Origin of the sequence: Lamprobacter modestohalophilus, assembly GCF_016583905.1 — a bacterium.
GTDB lineage: Bacteria > Pseudomonadota > Gammaproteobacteria > Chromatiales > Chromatiaceae > Lamprobacter > Lamprobacter modestohalophilus.
Map to the genome: position 1 here is coordinate 26,064 of NZ_NRRY01000020.1, position 21,295 is coordinate 47,358.

Sequence of the window (21,295 nt, forward strand, 5' to 3'; positions counted from 1 at the left end):
TCAGGCCTCGTGTTGCGTGTCGGCGATGCGTGTGGCGACCTGCTTGAGCAGCTCGGCTGCACGGTCATGGTCGAAGGTCTCGATGTAGGTTTGCAGCTCCATGGCTTGGGCGTCGTCGACGTACTGGCGGATGACGGCAGTGACCTCGTCCATCAAGGTGTCGTCGATCAACTCACCGGCGGACAGGGCGTGCAAGATCTGATCGATGGTCTCCATGCTTGCGCTCGGGGCTCCCTGGCCGGCCTGTTCTCCGGTGGGGCCGTTTCTGGGGCCATTAGCGGAGCGGCTGGGTAGCGAGGCCAGGCGCGCGAGGGCTTGGCTCAGGGCCTCGGCCAGTTCCTCGCGCGCGGCTGTTGGGATCGGTGCCTCGCGGCCGCAGGCGCGGTCGATCTCAGTGGCGACCGCGGCCAAGCGTTCGGCGCCGAGCGTATTGGCCAGCCCTTTCAGGGTATGAATCAGGCGCTTTGTCTCGATCGCTTGCGGTTGTTGTTCTAATTGCCCGTCAAGTGCGGCGAATTCGCCCTCAAGCTGGTGCCGGAAACGATGCAGTAGGTTCAGATAAAGCGCGGCATCCTGATCGAGGTGATCGAGCCCGCGTTGCAAATCAAATCCGTCAAGTGTAGCAGGCAAGGGCGTGTCAGCGGATGTTGATGTGCCGCTTGCAGGCGGCTCGGGCGCGGCGACCTCCTCGGCGGGCAGCCAGGTCTCGAGCAGGCGAAACAGGGTCTGCTTGTCGATCGGCTTGGCCAGGTGGTCGTTCATGCCGGCGGCCTCGGCGCGGGCACGATCGTCGTCCATGACCGCCGCCGAGAGCGCCAGAATCGGCAACTCGGGATGCTGGGCGCGGATGCGGCGGCTGGCCTCAAAGCCATCCATGACCGGCATCTGCAGATCCATGAGCACCAGATCGACCGGCTGCTCGGCGAGCCGCTCCAGCGCCTCGCGGCCATTGTGCGCTTCGATGACGCGCGCGCCGGTCTTCTCCAGCAGCGCCGTGGCAACTTCGCGATTCAGGCTGTTGTCCTCGACCAGCAGGAGCCTGCGGCCCGCCAGGCGGGGCGGTGCGCTCTGTTCGTCCATCGCGTGTTGGCCGAGTGTCTGCTCAGCGCTGGCCCGAGCCATGGCGTCGAGTAGCGCGCGCGGAGTGACCGGTTTGTTCAGGAAGGCGCTGTAGAGCGCGGTATACTCGCTCAGCCCTTCCTGGCTGTAGGCGCTGATGATCAGCGCCGGGATCTGCGTATCGGTCAATGTGCCTTGCGCGCGCAGCGCGTGCAGGCGCTCAAGGGTAGCGACCCCATCGAGTTGGCCGGGCATCTTCCTGTCGATGAGGATGAAATCGAATGGCAGGCCCTGGTGTTCAGCGGCCACGACAGCCTCGATCGCAGCCTCGCCACAGTCGGCCTCGACGACCTTCAAGGCTTCCTGCTCGAGCATCTCGCGCAGCACCTTGCGGGCGGTGACATGGTCATCGACCACGAGCACCCGTGCACCGGTGGGGATCGCCTTGGCTGAGCGTGGCGCGAGCGCGGGCTGTAATGACAGCGGTAAGCTGAGCTCGAAGCCGAAGGTGCTGCCCTGGCCAGGGTGCGATGCGAGCCTGAGCGTGCCGCCCATCTGTTCCAACAGCCGACGGCTGATGACTAGGCCGAGGCCGGTGCCGCCATAATTGCGGGTCGTTGAGGTGTCCGCTTGGGAGAAGGGCTGGAACAGCCGCTGCTGTTGCGCCTCGCTCATGCCGATGCCGGTATCACGAACCTCGACGCGCAGATGCGCCTGCTGTTCCTGCAGGGGTAGGAGCCGGATCTCCAATTCGACCTGCCCCTGCTCGGTGAACTTGAGGGCGTTGCTGAGCAGGTTGGTCAACACCTGCCCAAGGCGCAGCGAGTCGCCGACCACGGCGGGCAGCCCATAAGCATTGCTGTGGAAGATCAGCTCGATGCCCTTGGCCTCGGCGGCGGTGGCAAACAGGGTCTGCATCTGCTCGAGCAGGTCATCGAGATGAAAGGGTCGAGCTTCGAACTCTAGCTTGCCAGCCTCGATCTTTGAATAATCGAGGATGTCGTTGATGATCCCAAGCAACATGCGCGAGGAATCGCGAATCTTGCCGAGATAGTCACGCTGTTTGTCGTTCAGCGGGGTCGTGAGCAACAGCTCCGAGAGCCCGATGACGGCGTTCATCGGCGTACGGATCTCGTGGCTCATATTGGCCAGGAATTGACTCTTGGCCTGATTGGCGCGTTCAGCCGCCTCTTGTGCCTGCTTGATCTCGGTGAGGTCGTTGTAGACTGCCACCACCTCGCCGGAGGAGAGCATGAAGAGGCTGTTCTCGCGCCAGCCCTGAAGATGTTGATCGCCATATTGTGCGAGTGGAAGCTCGACCGGCTCGCCGCTGCGCGCGACTTGGCGTAAGGCCGCGAGCAGCCCCATCTCCTCGACCGCCGGGAAACACTCGCTCAGGCGACGACCGATGACCTCTTGGCGTGGGTGTTTGTCCATCCGCTCGGCGGCGGCGTTATAGTCGGTGAAGATGAAATCCTGGCCGTCGTCGACCGGGCGGAAGACCGCAACGCCACTGCCGGTATTCTCGAAGATGCCTTGGAAGCGCTCCTTTTCCGCTTCTAGGGCCCGCTTGGCCTGTTTGGCCTCGGTGATGTCGAGATCGCTGCCTCGATAGCCCAGCAAGGTGCCGTCATCGTCGATCACGGGCGCGGCATGGGTGCTGACCCAGAGGAGATGGCCGTCTTTGTGCAAGAGTTGATTGGTCAGTCCATCAAACGACTGGCGTTTTGCAAAGCCGTCTAACACAGTGGTCTTGAAGGCCTCGCGGCCGTTGGCCGGGTGCAGATCGTAAAAATGGGCGTGACCGACGAGCTCAGACGGCCTGTAGCCCCAAACGCGCTCGGCGACCGCGCTGACATAGGTATAGCAGCCCGCGGCGTCGACCTCCCAAGTGACGGTGCGGCTCTGGGCCGCGAGCTGTTGCAGGCGCTGCTCACGATCGCGCAGATCGCGCTGTGCCTCCTTGATCGCGGAGATGTCCTGGATGATCGACCAGATGACCTCGCGTCCTTCCGGCGTCTGGGTCTTGAAGCCTTTGAGCAGCACCGGGTAACGGCTGCCATCCTTGCGGATGTATTCCTTCTCGAACGGACCATAGAAGCCGGTCTTGCGCAGCGCCTCAAGGGCCTGCTGTTCAAGCGGCAGGTATTCGCGGGGCGTGAGCTCCCAGTAACTGAGCTGTCGGAACTCTTCCTCACTATAACCGGCGGGCTCGTTGATGGCGGCGTTGAATTCGAGGAAGGCGCCGGTCGCGAGATCGTTCATCGCGATGCCGACCGGCGAGCGTTCGAATAGGCCGCGGAACTTGGCCTCCTCGGCGGCGAGCCGGCGCTCGGCGGTGATGCGGTCGGTGACATCCTCATTGATACCGACGACGCGACACGCGCGCCCCTGATCATCGCGGATCACGCGCGCGAGACCCCTGAGCGTGCGCGGTGCCTGATCGTTCGCACGCTCGATCTGGAGCTCGATATCGAAATGTTGGTCGTGCTCGACCAGCGCTCGAAACGCGGTTTCGGCTTGCTGCAGGGACTCCGGTTGGAGCGTCTCGACCCAGTCTTGGAAGCGGCCTTGAAAATGCGCCGGATCGACGCCGTAGAGGTCGAACATGCGCGCGTCCCAGAACAGCCGATCCCGCTCGAGATCATAGTCCCAGATCCCGAATTCGGCGGCATCGGTGGCGAGCTGCAGGCGCTCGCGGCTCTCGATGAGCTGCTGCTCGGCCTGTTTTTGCTGGCTGATGTCGCGCAAGATCGCCATCAACCGTGGTTGTTGATTGAGCGTCACATAGATGGCCGAGACCTGGATGTGCAGGAGATGGCCATCCTTGTGGCGATGCAGGGTCTCGAACTCATCATGACCCTGGGTGATGATCTTGTGGACGTGAGCGGCGGTCTCTTCGGGCGTTTCCTTGGCTTCGTAGTCGCGCAGGCACAGGCGCTCGAATTCCTCGGCGCTGAAGCCGAGCTGTTCATACGCGCGGCGATTGAAGTCGAGCGTGGCGCCGTTGGCTGGATCGATGACGACCATGGCGTCGGGTGAATACTCGAACAGGATGCGGAATTTCTTTTCCTGTTCTTGCAGTTCGCGGTTGAGTTCGTCACGCTGCTGTTGATGATCCTTCAGCATGACAAACCAGCGGTTGTAGTAGAGGCTGACCAGATCGCGTTGGCTGATCAGTCCCAGGAGCTGACCATCAGGGTCCACCACCACGACGCGCTTGATATGGTGGTGGCGGCAGAAGGTCAGCGCCTCGGCGATGGTGGTCTCCTCGTCGAGGGTGCGCAGCGGCGCACTCATGAAGCTGCTCACCGGTGCCTGCCAATCGGCTTCGGCGCCGAGCAGCTTGAGCAGATCGCGCTGCGTGAGGATGCCAACCGGGCGCGCCTCGCGCGTAACGAGGCTGGCGCTGACATGACCTTGATCCATGCGTTTCACCACGTCTTGCAGCGACATGGTCTCGGGTACGACCAGGGGTTGGATGCCATGCAGCAACTCGCCGAGACTCTGCATCTCAACGAGCACCTGGGGATCGAGGCTTCCGGCCAGATCGGTGTAGCTGACGATGCCCTGAAGCTGACTGGCCTGATCGACCAGGCAGATGTGCTCGGAATGGTTGTGGATCGCCTTGAGTCCGTCTAGGGCTGAGGCCTCTGGATCGAGGAGCGCGGCTTCCGGGAGTTCCAGATCCGAGAGCGGCGTCGACAACGGCACCCCCTTGATCTGCAGCGACAGCAGCAGGCTGGAGAGCACCAGCCGGTAGCCTGACTCGGTACGCACCACGACATCGCGGATATTGTGGCGATTCATGGTCTGAACCGCTTGCGCGAGCGTGGCGGTGTTGGGGAGGATCACGACCTCGGCGGTCGCAATGCTGCGCAATGTCGGGAAAATCATCTAGATGATGAGTAGCGGCTCGGTGATGCTGGATGGAGTCAGCTGAATTAAGGTGATGTCTCAACTTCGTCCGTGATGACTGGCCGATGATCCGAACCCTGCCAATGCTTTCCGCTCACCGTCGGCGTGGTCGCGGTGGCGAGCCGGTCAGCTTTTGGGCCGGCGACCAGGATGTGATCGATCGCACCGCCGGGGAAGCGTCGGAGCAGGTAGGTTGCGTCCAGCTCGCCTGACAGCAGCCGCGCGGATGGGTCCATCCCGAGCAGGATGGCGATGCTGTCATCATAGCCATCGAGTGCGCCGGGCCCGCACAGGCCCTCGCAGCGGCCTTGGGTTGGTGCACAGTCAGCGTTTGGGTTAGTGCCGACGCGCAGCACCCGGCCCGGGGCCTGGATGTTGTAGTCGCCGGCGACGATGATCGTGCGTCCGGCCGCGAGCGCGCTCGCCGCATCAGCAGCGAGCCCCGCGGCCTGTCGCTCGCGCTGACGCGCGCTCGCACGGTCCTCGGCGTTGCAGTGCTTGCCGCGCGACGATTTCCAGTGCACTGCGTAGACCGTCCAGCCGTCCGCCAGATCAACCCGCAGAAAGCCGCGCGGGGGCGGATCATCGCCATCTTTGATGGCGACCCGCAGTTCCTGCGTCGGCACCCGGCGAGTGGAGGTGCGCGGCGGATGTCCGTCGCCGTTGCGCTTGCGCCCGGTCGTGTCCCATTCGGCCGCCGACTTGATTGGCCGTCGCGACAGCACGGCGACCTCGAGCGACTTGTGCCAGGCGTTGGTGACCTTGACCGGCGGTGAAAAGTCACTGATCGCCCAATAATCGAAGCCGCCGGCCTTTGCGGCCGCCTCCACCTGGGCCTCGGAGACGATCTCTTGCAGCACTAGCACCTCGACCGGGCCGATGCTATCAAGCGCCTGCTCGATGCGCGCGGCGAGTGCCGATGGCACGCTCTCACCACCTTCGATGTTCCAGGTCATCAGCGGGAGCGGCGCGGCGCGGGCGCCGCTGAACGGACCTAGCAGGCAGAGTGCACTGAGCAGCAATGCGAACGGATGGTGGAAGGAGCGCATTGAACCCACCTTCAGGGTCAGCTTCATGGTTGATCGGCGGCCGTGGTGAACGTTATCCACGTCTGCTCACGAGTTGGGCGGGCGAAGCAGAAGACGATTAGGTCAGCGATCATCTAGGCAAGAGATCCAAAACCTTGGTGAGAATGACGGCGATGGTGCGATCTGGCAAGTCATCTCGGCGAGATCACTCGGCGAGATCACTGCCTTTCCCCTATCTGACGCATCCGGGGGCATCCGATGTCAGCAGGGGGGCTTGGCTGATTGAGAACGGTCCGGTTCGATCTGAGAATGCTTGAGCCTTCCCGGACGCTGCACGGCCCAGCCTGACAGGCTCAGTCGACGAAACCTGTGCGGTTAGTGCCGGGCTCTCTCTACGCATGTCGAATCGGGGGCTCAGGTTGACGACCGAAGGGCTAGAATCGAGCCAGCAGGACACCACTGAAGCCGCGCTCCGTCGCGGAGGCGATACGGTGCAAGTCGAGATCAAGCCTAAGGCACTGGTCGACAACAGGCCTAGGGCGCAAGTCGATACTAGGCCGGTGCTGATCGCGCGGATGACCCCGGCGCTACACGTCAGCTTCACGAACGCCGCCTATGCGGACTGGTTCGGGGCGCCGCCACCGGCGCTGCTTGGCACCCCCGTGCGTGAGTTGGTGGGCGAGGCTGCTTACAAGGTGCTGCGCGAGCCTCTGCAGCAATCGCTGGCCGGCGAAGCGGTCCGATTCGATGCCTGGCTAACCTTGCGGGCTGTCGGTCGACGCTACTGCCGTATCGAGTGCATTCCGGATCAACGCGAAGATGGCGAGACCATTGGCCTGTTTGCGCTGATCACTGACCTCACCCCAGAGGCGGGCCTGCACGAGCAAACACAAGGTCTTGAGATGGCCGGTCAGCACAGGAACGAGGTGCTATCGAGGATTGGCCACGAGCTGCGCAATCCGCTGACCTCAGTGCGCAGTGTCTTGGACCAGCTGTTTCTCGGTGATGCCGACCACGTGACGCATGCGCGTGCGCTGCAGCTGATCGATCGACAAACGCGACACATGGAGCGGCTGGTGCGGGATCTGCTCGATGTCGCACGGATTAGGCGCGGCTCGATCGAGCTGATCATGGCGCCGCGCGATCTGCGCGAACTGGTGCAAGAGTCGCTGCAGGCGATGGAGGTGGTCATTGGGGAGCATCGGCACCAAGTCCAGGTCGAGCTGCCCGATGCGCCGGTGATGGTGTGCGCTGACGAAACGCGCTTGGTTCAGGTGGTCAGTAATCTTCTGGATAACGCCGCTAAGTACACCGACGATGGCGGTCAGATCAGCGTTCGGCTTAGGTCAGATGAGGGTGTCGCCCGCTTGCAGATCGAGGACAGCGGATGCGGCATCGAGGCCGACGCGATCACTGGGCTGTTCGATGCCTATAGTCAAGCCCCACCTGCGTTGCATCGGGCTGATGGCGGGCTTGGCCTTGGGCTCACGCTGGTGAAGCAACTCGTGGAGCTACAGGGTGGCCAGGTTGCGGTGTACAGCGACGGGCCGCAGTGTGGCAGCCTGTTCGAGGTCTCCTTGCCAGTGACGTCGGAGCGGGCGAAACAGGTGAAACAGATACGCAAGCTTGCCGCGACAACGGCGCTCGACACAGGATCGGCATCAGGATTGCGTGTCTTGGTGGTCGATGACAATGCCGAGGTTGTCAAGGCGATGATCCAGTTGCTGACAGTGATGGGTCACCAGGCCAGTGGCGTCAGCAATGGCTCAGACGCCTTGGCAACGATTGCCGTGGCGCCGCCAGATCTGGTGCTGCTTGATATCGGCCTGCCCGAGATGGATGGCATCGAGGTTGCGCGGCGCCTGTCGGGGATGGCGGCGCGGGCTTCTGTCAAGTTGGTCGCGATGTCTGGTTACGCGGCTGGGACGCTCGGGGATGCGGCGGCCTTGTTCGACGCGCATCTACTGAAGCCGGCTGGGCGCGATGCATTAGGCGCGCTGTTATCGAGCGAAGGCAGAAAGCGGAGTTTGGATAGATAGTGTCTGGTTGCGATCTAGCCTCTGCGATGCGCGTCTTCGCTAACTTGATGCACCGGGACCAATCTTCATTCTCCCTCCCTCCATACCAACCCTAGCCGAAGCCCACGGACACCACTCACCACTGGTCCACCTCTTGCTTCGAGCTTGCAGCCGACACGCCGACGATTGAGGACCGTGACCATGCTGCTACCCTTCGCCGATCGTACTGAAGCCGGGCGTCTGCTCGGCGAAGCCCTCCTGGATTACCGCGGACGCATGGACCTCCTGGTGCTTGCGCTGCCGCGCGGCGGCGTGCCGGTCGCCGCCGAGGTGGCGCGCCTGCTGGAGGCGCCGCTGGATCTGATGCTGGTGCGCAAGCTTGGCGTGCCGATACAGCCTGAGCTCGCGATGGGTGCGATCGCAACCGGTGGCGCGCGGGTGCTCAATTCCGAGATCATTCGGGCATTGTTGGTCACGCAGCAACAGCTCGATCGCATCACCGAGATGGAGCGGCATGAGCTCGAGCGCCGTGAGCAGTTGTATCGGGGCCGGCGTCCGCCGCCGGAGCTGACCGGGCGCTGCGTGATCTTGGTCGACGACGGACTTGCCACCGGCGCGAGCATGCGGGTCGCCGTGCAAGCCGCTGCAATGCAGGGGCCAGCGGAGCTGGTGGTCGCCGCCCCGGTGGCCTCACTCGAGGCGGTGCAGCTGGTCGGCGAGCAGGCGAATCAGATTGAGGTAGTAGCCCTTGCCACCCCGGAGCCTTTCATCGGCGTTGGCTATTGGTATGAGGCCTTCACGCAGACAACCGACGCTGAGGTCCGAACGCTGCTCGAACAAGCCTGGCAGGGTGAAAAACGGCAGCGCTGATCATCCGTTGCCTCCGTGCTGGCAGTGCTGGATGCTGCCAAGCGATTGGTTCAAAGCAACCGGTGCTGGTGGTTGTATCCAACCCTTCCGCTGCTCGCAGCGGTGCGCCGATGTGCCCGTTCAGGCCGGTTTGCGCAAAGGCATCCTCGACACATGGCAGAAGATCGGGGGCTAGCTAGGACCTGCCAGGGCCAGCCAGGACTGGCGTTGCATCGCGATTAGAGTTGGCCCTAAAGTTGCGTCCGAATGTGTACCGTGTTGGACGGACCTGGAGATCAGCCTCCATCCCTTCGCTGCGGCTGTACTGACTAAAAGAGATCGGAGTGGCTCCCTGTCCGCTCGAAAATGACCACCTTGTCGTCGTCGAGTTTGTAGATCAACAGCCAGTCCGGTTCGATGTGACATTCCCGTCGACCAACATAGTTTCCGACCAAGGCATGATCCCGCAGTCGTGGTGGTAACGGCGCTTCGGAGACGATGAGTTCGATGACGTGCTTCAGCTTACTTGTTTCCTGACCACGCCGCTTTGAGCGCTCCACATCTTTCTGGAAGCGCTTGGTATAGCGAGGCGAACGCACTCAGAGATCCAACTTGTCGAACATCTCATCTGCATCCCGACAGTGGATGATGTCTTCACCGCGATCGGTCGCCTCAAAGGTGGACACTGTCGTGGCGTTTGGCACCTTGATCTCGAATGGGAAGGTCTTGTCCTTGGCCACCCGGACCAGAAGCAGGCGGATCGCATCCGACATCGACAGTCCCATGGCCTCGAGGGCCTCAGAGGCTTCGGCTTTGACCTGCTGGTCGACGCGTGCGCGTACAACGGTGTCAGAGGGCATGAGCGTTTCCGCTTGGGTTGATGTGGCTACATTGTAGCATGATTAGCGACAAGTAGCCGAGTTGATCCCCTGCGTTCGATCAGAACAGACAGAAGGCTTCCCCACGGGATTGCCAAGGCCGAGCCCGATCATGCTCCGGGTTGACTGCTTGGACATCGCAGTTGGGAGACGATCCCTGCTGACGGCAAAGCCGATCCCATGCCGTCGGATTGCCGATTCTAAACCTAACCAATAGCCGATCCCAACGAGCGCGGAGGCTTCCCGAGCTGCGCTGCTCCTTTGCGAAGACATAGCCGATCCTGGCCCATGGGAACCCGTTCCTAGAGGCCCTGATTCAAGCCAAAGACTCTGATATTGAGCCGCGTCATTGCTGGGTTCAGACGCCAATATCGTACGGCACCTGATGCCTTGGCCTAGCTCGCCGTACGTTGGCTGAGGCCCGTGTAAGGTCTTCTTGGCGATGCGAGATTTTGACTCGGCCTCCCGACCATGCCATTGCCCTCGTGTCTAAGACTTCGCCTTGTCCAGAGCGCTGATGGCTTCCAGGTGACCTCCACCAGGCCCTATCCAGCTATGCCTGGCTTCATCTAGAAGCACGAGCGGGCGCCAGCAGATCATTGCGTCAACGCTGGTTCGTCATCATCCAGATCATAGAGAGCCAGATGCTCTGTTTTTAATCCTGGATCAGGCCAATTCCATCTCGTCAAAACCCGAATTATGGCGCGTTATAAAGGTTCTGGAGTTCTGGAGTGTGAGAAACGCTTCACATCGACAACCTAGCGCTCAATAAGCGCACCAATGATTTGGAGTCTAATATGACGACTGAAACCAGCCCTACAGCTGACCTACTGGCCTTTTACCGCAACAACTCGCCTTTGACCCAAGTCGAGGTCGCCCAGCGTGTTGGCTACAAACCAAACGTGATCTCAATGTTCAAGCTAGGCACCTCACCGATCCCGATTGCCAAGATCCCGGCACTGTCCAAGGTGCTCGAGATCGATCCGCAGCGGTTCCTGCGCACGGCATTGGCTGAGTACCACACGGAGATGCTCGAAGTAATCGAGTCTATCTATGGTCAACTGCTGACCGAAAACGAGGCAATCCTGCTGAAACGGTTCCGCGACGACCTGCCGGATGATGATGCTCTTTTCATCGACAGCGATGCGAAGTATCTGGCGTTCGAGAATTTGCTCTGTGTTATGGGCAACAAGGAGGCGGTGGGAGGACCGGATTGTGGTGATCAGGCGCCTCGTACGACCAAAGCCATGCCTGACTTCACGGCGTTTGAGCGTCCAGCGGCTCCATTTTCGCCAGGAGATGAGATCGCCAAGATTTTGACGTTGCGAGACCTTGGCATCCTATCGGAGGCGGAGTTCGAGCGTCTGAAGTCTTGGGTGTTGAAGGCGAGCTAACCGCTCTGGAGGTTTGATCGGGGCCGTCCTTCGGGGCGGCTTCTCAAGCTGAAATTGATGTGTTATTAGGCCAAATTCATTGAATATGATGAGTGCGCTAGAAAGCTCGCCTCGTGTAGGAAAAAAATCTTACACAATACAGATAGGCCGGTATCTAATGCTGTCTATTATTGTGTTTTTGTGTTATAATTGCAACATCACTAAGAGTATTAGACGAGGAGCAATCCATCTATGAACGCAAAAACTAAGACTGAATGGTCAGTTCCGCGTGGCGGCTGGGTCACGGTCGATCATGCCGCACTTATCCTGGAAAACACCATCGAATCGCCAGTGAATTGGACTTATTGGCTGCTCGAGGATCGACGGGGGCGTGGTGCACGCCGTCCTCATATTTCGTTCCTGCGCCTTGCTAATCGACGCACGATGTATGATACCGCAGATTTTGCAGACTTCACTGAAGCTGTCGAGCGCGGGGAGATTCTATTCAACCGGCGGCGCCATGGGGAAGCAGCGTGAACGGCTGAAGGAGCCTTATCGTACGGCACCTGAGGCCATGGCTTAGGGTGCTGTACGAAAGCCGCTTAGCGGCGTTCTAGGGCCTCCAATGGCTACTGCGAGCCGTCGGGAAGTAGGCTGTTCTCGGAGTTGTTGGGCCATCAGTTCGTTCCACCATGCCAACCACTCCAGTCAATGATTTGGATTCCAGGTATTTCACTCGCCGATTTTCGCTGATCTAAAACCAGGGTTGAGTCGGTGCCAGGATAGTGTGGCTGATGATGAGGAAAATTTTATGTTTGGAAGTACTTATACCAACGAAGACGTTAAGGGGATCCTCTCGGACTTCAGAGTTTCCGCCAAGATGGATACCGTCAAGATTGAGTTTCTGTTGGAGCACCGAGCCCAGAAGAAGACGATCGATCGCATTTGCCGAGGGAAAGGAAATGGGATGGAGTTCTGCCTCGAAACGGGTAAGAACTACAGGTCTAAAGAGGGTTGGATTAGCAGCTGGCCGTATGGAAGGTTACCATCCAAAATCCAACTCCATCTAACCTCATCGAGGCGATGACTCTACTCGATGAAAACTGGGGGCTCTTGGCGACGCGAGTCGGTAGGGTCGATGTTGCCTTGGATGCGAAGCGCAAGGGTGTGCGCAAGGATCAGACGATGTCGGAAGATCTGAACTCGCCTTCAGCCAGGCATGATCTACTGAATGTCTATCTTGAATGCCTAAAACCGTTTGATGTCGGACATCAGTAGTACCCTTTCGAGGGCCAGGACGGAACAGTAACTTCGAGAGGATGCGTCTGTCCTGTTGGGCGGTCATCGGCTCGGAGCCGGCATACAGGTCAACGACACGCTTTGTCTCTGCATGACCGCTCTTGCATAGCCTCCATCGGAAACGGCTTGACCAGTTAAAGCGCCTTGAACTCAATGAACGCCGAAGCGATTGCGGCGCAGATAGAGCGAGCTGGACATGTGTGTGGACCACCGTTGTGGACCACCAGGCCTGTTTGCTGCTCGTTACTCGCATCATGGACCAGAAATCAGAGCCTGAGCAGGCTCTTAGAGATGGTGCCGAGGAGAGGACTTGAACCTCCACCTGGTTTCCCAGACATGGACCTGAACCATGCGCGTCTACCAATTCCGCCACCTCGGCTAGGTGGGATGTCGTAGGCTGTAACCACGACAAGCCCGCAAGCTTAGTGAGACAACGAGGCCTTGTCAACGGTAGACTAGGGAAATCATTCGACGCAGCAAGAGTACAGCGTGGCACGAAGAAAAAACGCCCAATCCGCGAGAGACCAGGACCCACATCGGCAGCGGGAGGCGAAGAAGTACGACAATCCGATCCCCAGTCGTGAGTTCATCCTCGAAAAACTGACTGAGCATGGCGCGCCGATCAACTTCGATGAGGCGGCATCGCTGCTCGGGCTGACGGCCGAGGAGGATCTGGTTGCACTCGGGCGGCGGCTCGGCGCGATGGTGCGCGACGGGCAACTATTGCGTAACCGCCGCGAGGCCTTCTGCCTGGTCAACAAGCGGGACTTGATCGCCGGCCGAGTGATCGGGCATCCCGATGGGTTCGGCTTCGTCAAGCCGGATGATGGCGGTGACGATCTCTATCTCTATCCGAAGGAGATGCGGGCGGTTTTTCACGGCGATCGGATCGTGGCGCGGGTGACGGGGAAGGATCGGCGTGGGCGGCTCGAGGGCGCGGTGGTCGAGATCCTAGAGCGCAGCACCAAGAGTGTGGTCGGCCGCCTGTATTCAGAGAGCGGCGTGGGTTTTGTGGTGCCGGACAACAAGCGGCTGACCCATGATGTCATCATCCCGAGCGATCGCCTTGGCGGTGCCGAGCAGGGTCAGATCGTGGTCGCCGAGATCACCGATCAGCCGACCAAGCGCACCCAGCCGATCGGTCGCGTCGCTGAGGTGCTCGGCGAGCACATGGCCGCTGGGATGGAGACCGATATCTCGATCCGCGCGCATGACCTGCCCGTGAACTGGCCGCCCGAGGTGGAGCAGGCGATCACGGCCTTCGGCGAGCAGGTGCCGGAGGAGGCAAAGGCCGGACGCACCGATCTGCGCAATCTGCCATTGGTGACCATCGATGGTGCTGATGCACGCGACTTCGATGACGCCGTCTTCTGTGAGCGCAAGCCGAAGGGCTGGAAGCTGCTGGTCTGTATTGCCGATGTCTCCGCCTATGTGACGCCGAACAGCGCCTTGGATCAGGAAGGCTTCGGGCGCGGTAACTCGGTCTACTTCCCGGATCGGGTGATCCCGATGTTGCCCGAGGTGCTCTCGAATGGGCTCTGTTCACTGAACCCAGAGGTCGACCGGCTCTGTATGGCCTGTGAACTCTACGTCAGCCTCGAGGGCAAGGTCACGCGGACGCGCTTCTTCGAGGCCGTGATGCGCTCGCACGCGCGCCTGACCTATGACCAGGTGGCGGCCATGCTGGTCGAGGATGATGCCGAGCTCAGCGAGCAGTACTCGGAGCTACTGCCGCATCTGCATGAGCTCTATGCGATGTACCAGGCGCTGCTCGACGCTCGCGCCACGCGCGGGGCGATTGACTTCGATACCGTCGAGACCAAGTTCGTCATCGACGAGGCCGGGCGCATCTCGAGCATTGAGCCGACGGTGCGCAACGATGCCCATCGCATCATCGAGGAATGCATGCTAGCGGCAAACGTCGCTGCGGCGCGGCTGTTCCAGCGCAAGAAGATGCCGGCGCTCTATCGCATCCATGAAACGCCCAAGGAGGAGAAGCTCTCCGATCTGCGCGAATTCCTAGCTGAGCTGGGCCTGAACCTACCCGGCGGCAACAAGCCGACGGCGAAGGATTACGGGACGCTGCTGGATGCAGTACGCGGCCGACCGGATTTCCATCTGATCCAGACCGTGCTGCTGCGCTCGATGCAGCAGGCCATGTACAGCTCGGACAACGTCGGCCACTTTGGCCTGGCCTACGATGCCTACACGCATTTCACCTCACCGATCCGCCGCTATCCGGACCTGATCGTCCATCGCATCATCAAGCACATCCTCGCTGGTGGCACTGCGGCCGATCTCGACTACTCGAAACCGGAGCTGCAGCAGGTCGGCGAGCACTGCTCGGGCACCGAGCGGCGTGCCGACGAGGCCACCCGCGATGTCGAGCACTGGCTCAAGTGCGAGTTCATGCGCGACAAGCTGGGTGAGGAGTTCGATGGCACCATCACCAGCGTCCAGGGCTTCGGCCTGTTCGTCGAGCTGGATGGGGTCTATGTCGACGGCTTGGTGCATATCACCGCGCTCGACAATGACTACTACCACTTCGATCCGGTCGGGCATCGGTTGACTGGTGAGCGTACAGGCCAGATCTATCGCCTCGGTGACCGCTTGCGCGTCAAGGTGGCGGCCGTCAATCTCCAGGATCGTAAGATCGACTTCGTGCTGGCGAAGCCCATCGTGGTCGAAACGACTCCCAAGAAGCGCTCGCGCTCGCGGCGGCGCAAGAAGCCGGCGGCCTGAGCCGAGTCTTGGTAAGGAGTCCTGCTGAGGAGTTGTCGTGATGGTCACGGTCATGAGAGTCGGAGTTCGCCTTTAATGGCTCGTCCCTGATGAACAGTCCGTCGAACACTGCCGCGACGCTGGGTATCAACAGCGTCCGCAGCGCGCTGAAGTTTGGTTCCGGTGGCGTCGCCGAGCTGTGGCTCGACCGAAGCCGGCGCGACCGCCGCTTGGCTGAGCTGGCGGCTTTGGCCCGTGAGGCCGGTGTTGCGGTGCGGCAATTGGATCGCGACGCGCTCGATCAGGCAGGCCAGGGCGGGAATCATCAGGGCGCGCTCGCCTGGGTGCGGATGCCAGCGGCGCTGACCGAGCATGACCTGGAGCGGCTGCTCGACGCCGCCGAGCAGGCACCGCTGCTGCTGGTGCTCGATGGCGTCACCGATCCGCACAACTTGGGCGCCTGTCTGCGCAGCGCCGATGGCGCCGGGGCGACCGCCGTGATCGCACCCAAGGATAAGGCGGTCGGCTTGACCCCGGTGGTGGTGAAGGTGGCGAGCGGCGCGGCCGAGTCGGTGCCCTTTGTGCAGGTCACCAATTTGGCGCGCACGCTTGATGCGCTCAAGGCGCGGGGTATTTGGCTGATTGGGCTGGCGGATACCGCGCCGGCAACCCTGTTCGAGACCGACCTCTCCGGTCCGACCGCATTGGTGCTCGGCAGCGAGGGCAGCGGTCTGCGCCGCCTGACCCAGGAGCGCTGTGATCTGCTTGCCTCCCTGCCCATGCGCGGCCGCGTCGAGAGCCTTAATGTTTCAGTTGCGGCCGGCATCTGCCTCTACGAGGTGGTTAGGCGTCGCCTGTCGGTCCCTGAGTTGCTGAACGGCTAAGCTTGCTCAGCTGAATCGCGCTGGTTCGGCGTGATCTTGGTAGCGGTCTGTTCGCAGCGTGGGGCGATGAAGGCGCGGGCCTGATCGCGCAGCTGAACCGCTGATCTCCAGCTCTCGTCACTAGGCCAGATCGGCTGGCCGATCTCGACGACGGCGTGTCCCGGTCGTGGAGAGAAGCGGCTGCCGCGCATCAGCTCGCGAGTGCCGCGCACGGCCACGGGCAGTAGCGGGACGCCGGCACCGGCGGCGGCCAGAAATGCGCCCATGCGAAACGGCAGCAGCCCGGGCCGTTCTAGGAAGGTTCCCTCCGGAAAGAATCCCAGGGTTTCACCGCGCGCTAGTGCCGCGGCAAATCGCTGCGCATCCTCGGGACCACGCAGCAGATCGAAGCGATCGACGAACAAGGTGCCGAGCCGTTCCAGAGGCCAGCGCACCAAGGGGTTTGTAGACAGCCCTTGCTTGGCGATGAAGTCGATCGGACGGTCGATGGCGGCGACCAACGCCATCACGTCCAGATAACTCTGGTGATTACTGGCGATGACGAAAGGTTGGCCGGGAGGCGGTATCCGCTCGCGCCCCTGCACGAACAGCGGCACAAAGGCGAGTCGCCGCAGCAGGCCGATGCCGGCGCGGACCAGCCGCCAGCGCCAACGCAGTCGTGGCACCGTCATGATGCTCAGCCAGACCCAGGGCGCGATCAAGCCAAACAGCAGCCAGGCATAACCGGCGTAAAGCTGCCCAGGCAGACGCCTTGCCGAGCGCAGGAGCGCCGCCCGCAGTCCAGCTGCCCCGAGCCTCAGCAGCTGCCACAGCAGTGCCGGCGGAGCGTTGGTCAGCCGGCCCGCGGCCCAGCGCTCGCGCGTTGCACCGCGGCGGAGCTTGCCACTCGAGGTCTTCAGTATCGATCGCGGTGGTGCGAGCAGAATCTCATCTGGCGGCGAGCCTAGCACGTCGGTGGCGCGCTCCCGAACCCGCTGCGCGAGCTTGGTTCGTCGTGCTGGATCGCGCTCGCGGGTCTCGGCGATCAGGACCAGCCGCTCACTGCCGCGTGCTTGATCCGCCGCGGCGAAGGCGACCACGCAGCCCTTGCGCACCCCACTCAGCTCGCCGACCGCCTGCTCGACCTCGTAGGGATAGAGATTACGGCCGCCGCGGATGATCAGATCCTTGATGCGGCCGGTGAGGTAGAGTTCAGCGTCGGCGAGATAGCCACGGTCGCCGGTGTCGTGCCAACCGTCTCGAATCAGCCCGGCGGTGGCCTGCGGATTCCGATAATAGCCGCGTGTTGCCGACGGGCCTTGAAAGTACAGACGGCCTTCCCGCCGCTCCGGCAGCGGTTGTCCATCTTGATCCAGGATGCGCAAGTGATAGCCGGGTAGGGGCCGCCCGCAACCAACCACGGACATCGCGTGCTGATCAGTGCAAGGCACCCTGAGTGCCTCGCCGGAGACTGCGAAGCGCTCCCGATCGATACAGTCGATGACCGGCCCGCGCGTTGGCGGCGGGAAGCTGAGGCCCACCGCAGCCTCGGCCAAACCGTAGACCGGTGCCAGTGCGTTGGCCGGCAAGCCGCAGCGCTCGAAGCGCTTGGCGAAGCGGCGCAAGGTGTCAGCGCTCACAGGCTCGGCGCCATTCAGCGCGCGGCGCCAGCAACTGAGGTCCAAACCTTCGAGATCGCCGTCCTGGACCCGCTTCAAGCACAGCTCATAGGCGAAATTCGGTGCCGCTGACAGCGTACCGCGATGCGTATGAATGGCCCTCAGCCAACGCACCGGTCGCGCCAGGAAGGACAACGGAGACATCGACACGAACGGAACGCCGAAACAGAGGCTGCCAAGCCAGGCCCCGATCAGGCCCATATCGTGATACAGCGGTAGCCAACTGACGAAGCAATCGTCTGGACGGACCGCAACCGCAGCGCCCATGGCGCGAATATTGGCCAGCAGGTCTGCATGGCTCAGCACCACGCCCTTGGGTTCGCCGGTGCTGCCTGAGGTGTATTGCAGCAAGGCGATAGCGTCCGGCCGGGGATGTGCAGCCAACGCGGTTGGTGTCGCATCCGCAAACGACTTGGACGTCAGCACCGCCGTTAGCGACGGCACCCAGGCTCGCAGCAACCGGGCGACCGTGAGCGCCTCGGGCACCGTGATCAAGAACCGGGCGCCGGCATTGCTGAGTATTCCGGCATGACGGCGCAGATGCTCCTCCAACTGCTCCGGCCGCGCTGGCGGATAGATCGGGACCGGGATGCCACCAGCGCGGAGGACACCGAAAAAGCCCTGAAAATAATCGGCGCCGGTGGGCAACATCAGCGCGACTGTTTGGCGCTCTCGGAGACCGGCCTCGCGCAGCCCGGTGGCAACCCGTGCTGCGCCATCGGCGAGCTCGGCATAGGTGATGGGACGTGGCCGATCCTCGGTCTCATAAAGCTGGATATGCACCTGTGACGGATGGCGCTCGAGATGCCAGTCGAGCATGTCCAACAAGGAATCGGCGCCGGTTGGGAGTCGCGCCGCCAGTCCGCCGACGGATGTCGTCGGTGTCGCTTGAACCTCTCCGCACGCCGCCTCGGCCGCCTCAGGTCCAGCCTCAGTCGCAGCCGAGCCGGCCCGGGCGAGCGTCAAGAGATCGCCAGCGGTCGCAGCCAGCAGCGCCTCGTCCGACAGCCGGCACCCAAGGCCGCGCTCAAGTCGAGCGATCAGCTCGGAACGGCCCAGGCTGTCCAATCCGAGATCGGCCTCGAGACGGCTGTCGAGGCCGATTGCTGCGGGCGGTTGGTCGATCCCGGAATCTCGCGCAAAGTCGCGCAGGATCTCGAGCAAGCGGGCGGCGGGGTCGCTGTCCCCCTCGCCTCCGGATTGACCCTGGTTGCCTAAGCCCAGCCCCTGCTCGACTCTGGAGCGGCTCGCGTCGATCGTAGATCGTCTTTGACGGGTCATCGGGCGACCGAGTGCGGCTGCTGGTAAAGGGCGTCGATGGCCGCGGCGAAGCGCTTCTGCAATACGGATCGCTTCAGCTTCATTGTTGGCGTTAGAGATCCATCCTCGATCGTCCAGGTATCCAGCGTCAGATGCAGTGCGCGCACTCGCGCATAGCCGGGGAATCCTGTCAACCGCGCCTCGACTCGGGCCTGAACCGCGGCGACAATGCGCGGATCGGTCAGGCTGCTAGCGGCATCAGCATCAAGGCCGAGCTCGCTGGAGAGTCGCAGCCAGGGCTCGCGTGACAGCACCAGCACAGCCGCCAGATAGGGGCGACCTTCACCGACGACCATCGCCTGATCCAACAGCGGGTCCATGGTCAGTGCGTTCTCCATGTCTGCCGGCGGCACCTTCTGGCCGGTCGAGGTGACCAGGATGTCTTTCAGCCGACCGCGGATACCGACATAGCCATCGCGAATCTCGGCGACATCGCCGGTGTGCAGCCAGCCGTCGGCGTCGATGGTCTGGGCGGTCGCCTCAGGCTGCTGCCAGTAGCCGAGGCACCGATTCGGTCCGCGTACATAGAGTTCTTGTTGAGGTCCTAGCCGCAGTTCCACGCCCGGGAGTGGCTTGCCGACCCAGCCCGGGATGAACGTTTCGGGGGTACTGTTGGAGACCACTGGCGCCGCTTCGGTCAGTCCATAGCCCTCTGTCAGGGGCAGGTCGAGCCCAACGAACAGGCGCGCGACGTTCGCTGATAACGGTGCCCCTCCGCTCACCGCGACCCGCATCCGACCTCCGAATCGCTCCAGCACGGGTTGGGCGACCAGCCGCCGCAGCAGCCTCCATAGCAGGCGATCGACGATGCCCGGTGGCGAGCGGCGCCCTTGCGCTGCCTCAAACCGATGCCAGCCTAGTGCTACCGTCTTATCGAACAATAGGCGTTTTGGACCGCGCTCGCCGAGCTTGTCCTGGATGGCGAGGTAGATCTTGTCGAATAATCGCGGCACCGCCAGCAACACGCTGGGATGAACCTGCGTCAGATCCTCTCGCAATTGGTCGATGGAACGCGTATAGGCGACGCAAGCGCCGGCCATCATCGGCAGGTAATACCCGACGGTGCGCTCGAAGGCGTGGGCCAAAGGTAGGAAGGATAGGAAGCAATCGCTGGTCCAGGCCGTGACGCGCGCTTGAATCGCCTCGGCGTTCGACAGGATATTGCGGTGCGTCAGCATCACACCTTTCGGCGGACCGGTGGTTCCGGAGGTGTAGACCAGGGTCGCGAGGGCATCCGGACTGATCTCCGGCTGCGCCAGCCCTTGATCCTCTGGAATCTCGGCGCTGTCGGGCAGCCAATCGACGAGGCTGCGGAGGCGTTGGTCGCGGGCGATGCGGTGCTCGCTGCCAGCATCATCCTGGCTCGGGCGTTGGGTCTTGCTAGTGCTTGTGCTTGTGCGCGTGCTCGGACTCAAATCCTGGTTCTGGCTTGGGTTTAGACTTCGGCTGGGGCTAAGACTGGCGTTCAGACTGGCGCTTGCACTCTGGGCCGGACCCTGGGTTATGCGCCGGCAGAGCACTCGCCGAAGGGCTGGCAGCTCGGCCCCCTGCGACAGCAACGCAGCCCACTGCGCATCGGTGTCCAGTAGCAGCAGACGTGCGCCGGAATCGGTGAGGATATGCAAGAGATTGCCAGGACTATCGGTGGTGTAGAGCGGCACCGTGACCAGACCGAGACCGAGTGCCGCCTGATCGAAACAGACCCAGTCGACGCCGTTCGGCAGGCTTAACGCAACGCGCTCACCTGGCCGCAAGCCCTCCGCGGCGAGGCCACGCTGCCAGCGCAACACTCGACGTGCAACATCCTTCCATCGATAGTCGCGCCAAGCGCCTTGCTCATGCTGTCGATAGGCCGTCGCCGTAGGCGTTTGCGCAACGCGACAGCGAAACAGCCCGGATAGGGTGCCGGCGGTATCGGCCGCGATGGAATCGGTGGCCGCAGCCACCCACTTGCCATGCATCATCGCTCCGAGCCCAGCCTGCGCCTTGACCGGAGTTCGGCGCGAGGCCCGTTCGTGATCGATCACAGTGTTCACATCATCCTCCCGAGGACCATGTCGAAGCGTCGTCGGTCGGCGGCGGCAATCGTCCCCTCACAGCAGGGGCAGCAATACTCGGACGGACCGTTTCGCTTGGTTCTTAGCCCTCACTTCGAGTATAGGATTCTGACGCGCACTTGCAGATTCTGACGGGTACTGGCCGACCTGGGATCAACGGGCACCGCCGCAGACTGCAAAGCGGCGCTGACGCAGCCGGGTCGCGGGTGTCCCGGGGGTAGCGCCATCGCGGC

12 protein-coding genes and 1 tRNA gene are annotated in these 21,295 nt (G+C 62.2%); 6 read left to right on the forward strand and 7 right to left on the reverse strand.

Features of this window, described 5'->3' with window-relative positions:
* A complete protein-coding gene (locus CKO42_RS13025; RefSeq protein ID WP_200244641.1) occupies nucleotides 1-4,956 on the reverse strand; it encodes a PAS domain S-box protein in 4,956 nt (1,651 codons plus the stop codon).
* 47 nt (nucleotides 4,957-5,003) lie between these two features.
* A complete protein-coding gene (locus CKO42_RS13030) occupies nucleotides 5,004-6,053 on the reverse strand; it encodes an endonuclease/exonuclease/phosphatase family protein (RefSeq protein ID WP_200244642.1) in 1,050 nt (349 codons plus the stop codon).
* A 443-nt stretch (nucleotides 6,054-6,496) separates the two neighbouring features.
* Here CKO42_RS13030 and CKO42_RS13035 point away from each other — a divergent pair, with 443 nt between their 5' ends.
* Together CKO42_RS13035 and CKO42_RS13040 are read left to right on the forward strand one after the other, a co-directional pair.
* A complete protein-coding gene (locus CKO42_RS13035; protein ID WP_200244643.1) occupies nucleotides 6,497-8,044 on the forward strand; it encodes an ATP-binding protein in 1,548 nt (515 codons plus the stop codon).
* 180 nt (nucleotides 8,045-8,224) lie between these two features.
* Nucleotides 8,225-8,893, forward strand: a complete 669-nt coding sequence (locus tag CKO42_RS13040; RefSeq protein WP_200244644.1) for a phosphoribosyltransferase — start codon at nucleotides 8,225-8,227, stop codon at nucleotides 8,891-8,893.
* A gap of 308 nt (nucleotides 8,894-9,201) precedes the next feature.
* Here CKO42_RS13040 and CKO42_RS13045 read toward each other — a convergent pair whose 3' ends face one another.
* The gene (locus tag CKO42_RS13045) at nucleotides 9,202-9,471 is read right to left on the reverse strand and encodes a type II toxin-antitoxin system mRNA interferase toxin, RelE/StbE family (protein WP_200244646.1); all 270 of its coding nucleotides are present in this window, start codon (nucleotides 9,469-9,471) and stop codon (nucleotides 9,202-9,204) included.
* Nucleotides 9,472-9,732, reverse strand: a complete 261-nt coding sequence (locus CKO42_RS13050; protein WP_200244648.1) for a type II toxin-antitoxin system RelB/DinJ family antitoxin — start codon at nucleotides 9,730-9,732, stop codon at nucleotides 9,472-9,474.
* 815 nt (nucleotides 9,733-10,547) lie between these two features.
* On the opposite strand from CKO42_RS13050, the gene CKO42_RS13055 reads away from it, so the two are divergent.
* Together CKO42_RS13055 and CKO42_RS13060 are read left to right on the forward strand one after the other, a co-directional pair.
* Nucleotides 10,548-11,144, forward strand: a complete 597-nt coding sequence (locus tag CKO42_RS13055) for a helix-turn-helix domain-containing protein (RefSeq protein ID WP_200244649.1) — start codon at nucleotides 10,548-10,550, stop codon at nucleotides 11,142-11,144.
* 231 nt (nucleotides 11,145-11,375) lie between these two features.
* Nucleotides 11,376-11,660 carry a hypothetical protein gene (locus tag CKO42_RS13060; RefSeq protein WP_200244651.1) on the forward strand — a complete coding sequence of 95 codons (285 nt, stop codon included), beginning with the start codon at nucleotides 11,376-11,378 and terminating at the stop codon, nucleotides 11,658-11,660.
* 1,054 nt (nucleotides 11,661-12,714) lie between these two features.
* Here the strand turns inward: CKO42_RS13060 and CKO42_RS13065 are convergent.
* Nucleotides 12,715-12,801: transfer RNA gene (locus CKO42_RS13065), tRNA-Leu, on the reverse strand.
* A gap of 110 nt (nucleotides 12,802-12,911) precedes the next feature.
* On the opposite strand from CKO42_RS13065, the gene rnr reads away from it, so the two are divergent.
* The gene (rnr, locus tag CKO42_RS13070) at nucleotides 12,912-15,164 is read left to right on the forward strand and encodes a ribonuclease R (RefSeq protein WP_200244653.1); all 2,253 of its coding nucleotides are present in this window, start codon (nucleotides 12,912-12,914) and stop codon (nucleotides 15,162-15,164) included.
* 89 nt (nucleotides 15,165-15,253) lie between these two features.
* A complete protein-coding gene (gene rlmB / locus CKO42_RS13075; RefSeq protein ID WP_200244655.1) occupies nucleotides 15,254-16,027 on the forward strand; it encodes a 23S rRNA (guanosine(2251)-2'-O)-methyltransferase RlmB in 774 nt (257 codons plus the stop codon).
* Here the strand turns inward: rlmB and CKO42_RS13080 are convergent.
* Both CKO42_RS13080 and CKO42_RS13085 read right to left on the reverse strand, forming a co-directional pair.
* The gene (locus CKO42_RS13080) at nucleotides 16,024-18,966 is read right to left on the reverse strand and encodes an AMP-binding protein (protein ID WP_200244656.1); all 2,943 of its coding nucleotides are present in this window, start codon (nucleotides 18,964-18,966) and stop codon (nucleotides 16,024-16,026) included. The two genes, rlmB and CKO42_RS13080, sit on opposite strands and share 4 nt — an antisense overlap.
* Entirely contained in the window at nucleotides 18,963-21,041 is a 2,079-nt protein-coding gene (locus tag CKO42_RS13085; protein WP_200244657.1) for an AMP-binding protein, read from the reverse strand. Before CKO42_RS13085 ends, CKO42_RS13080 begins: the two co-directional genes overlap by 4 nt.
* Nucleotides 21,042-21,295: the final 254 nt, after the last annotated feature.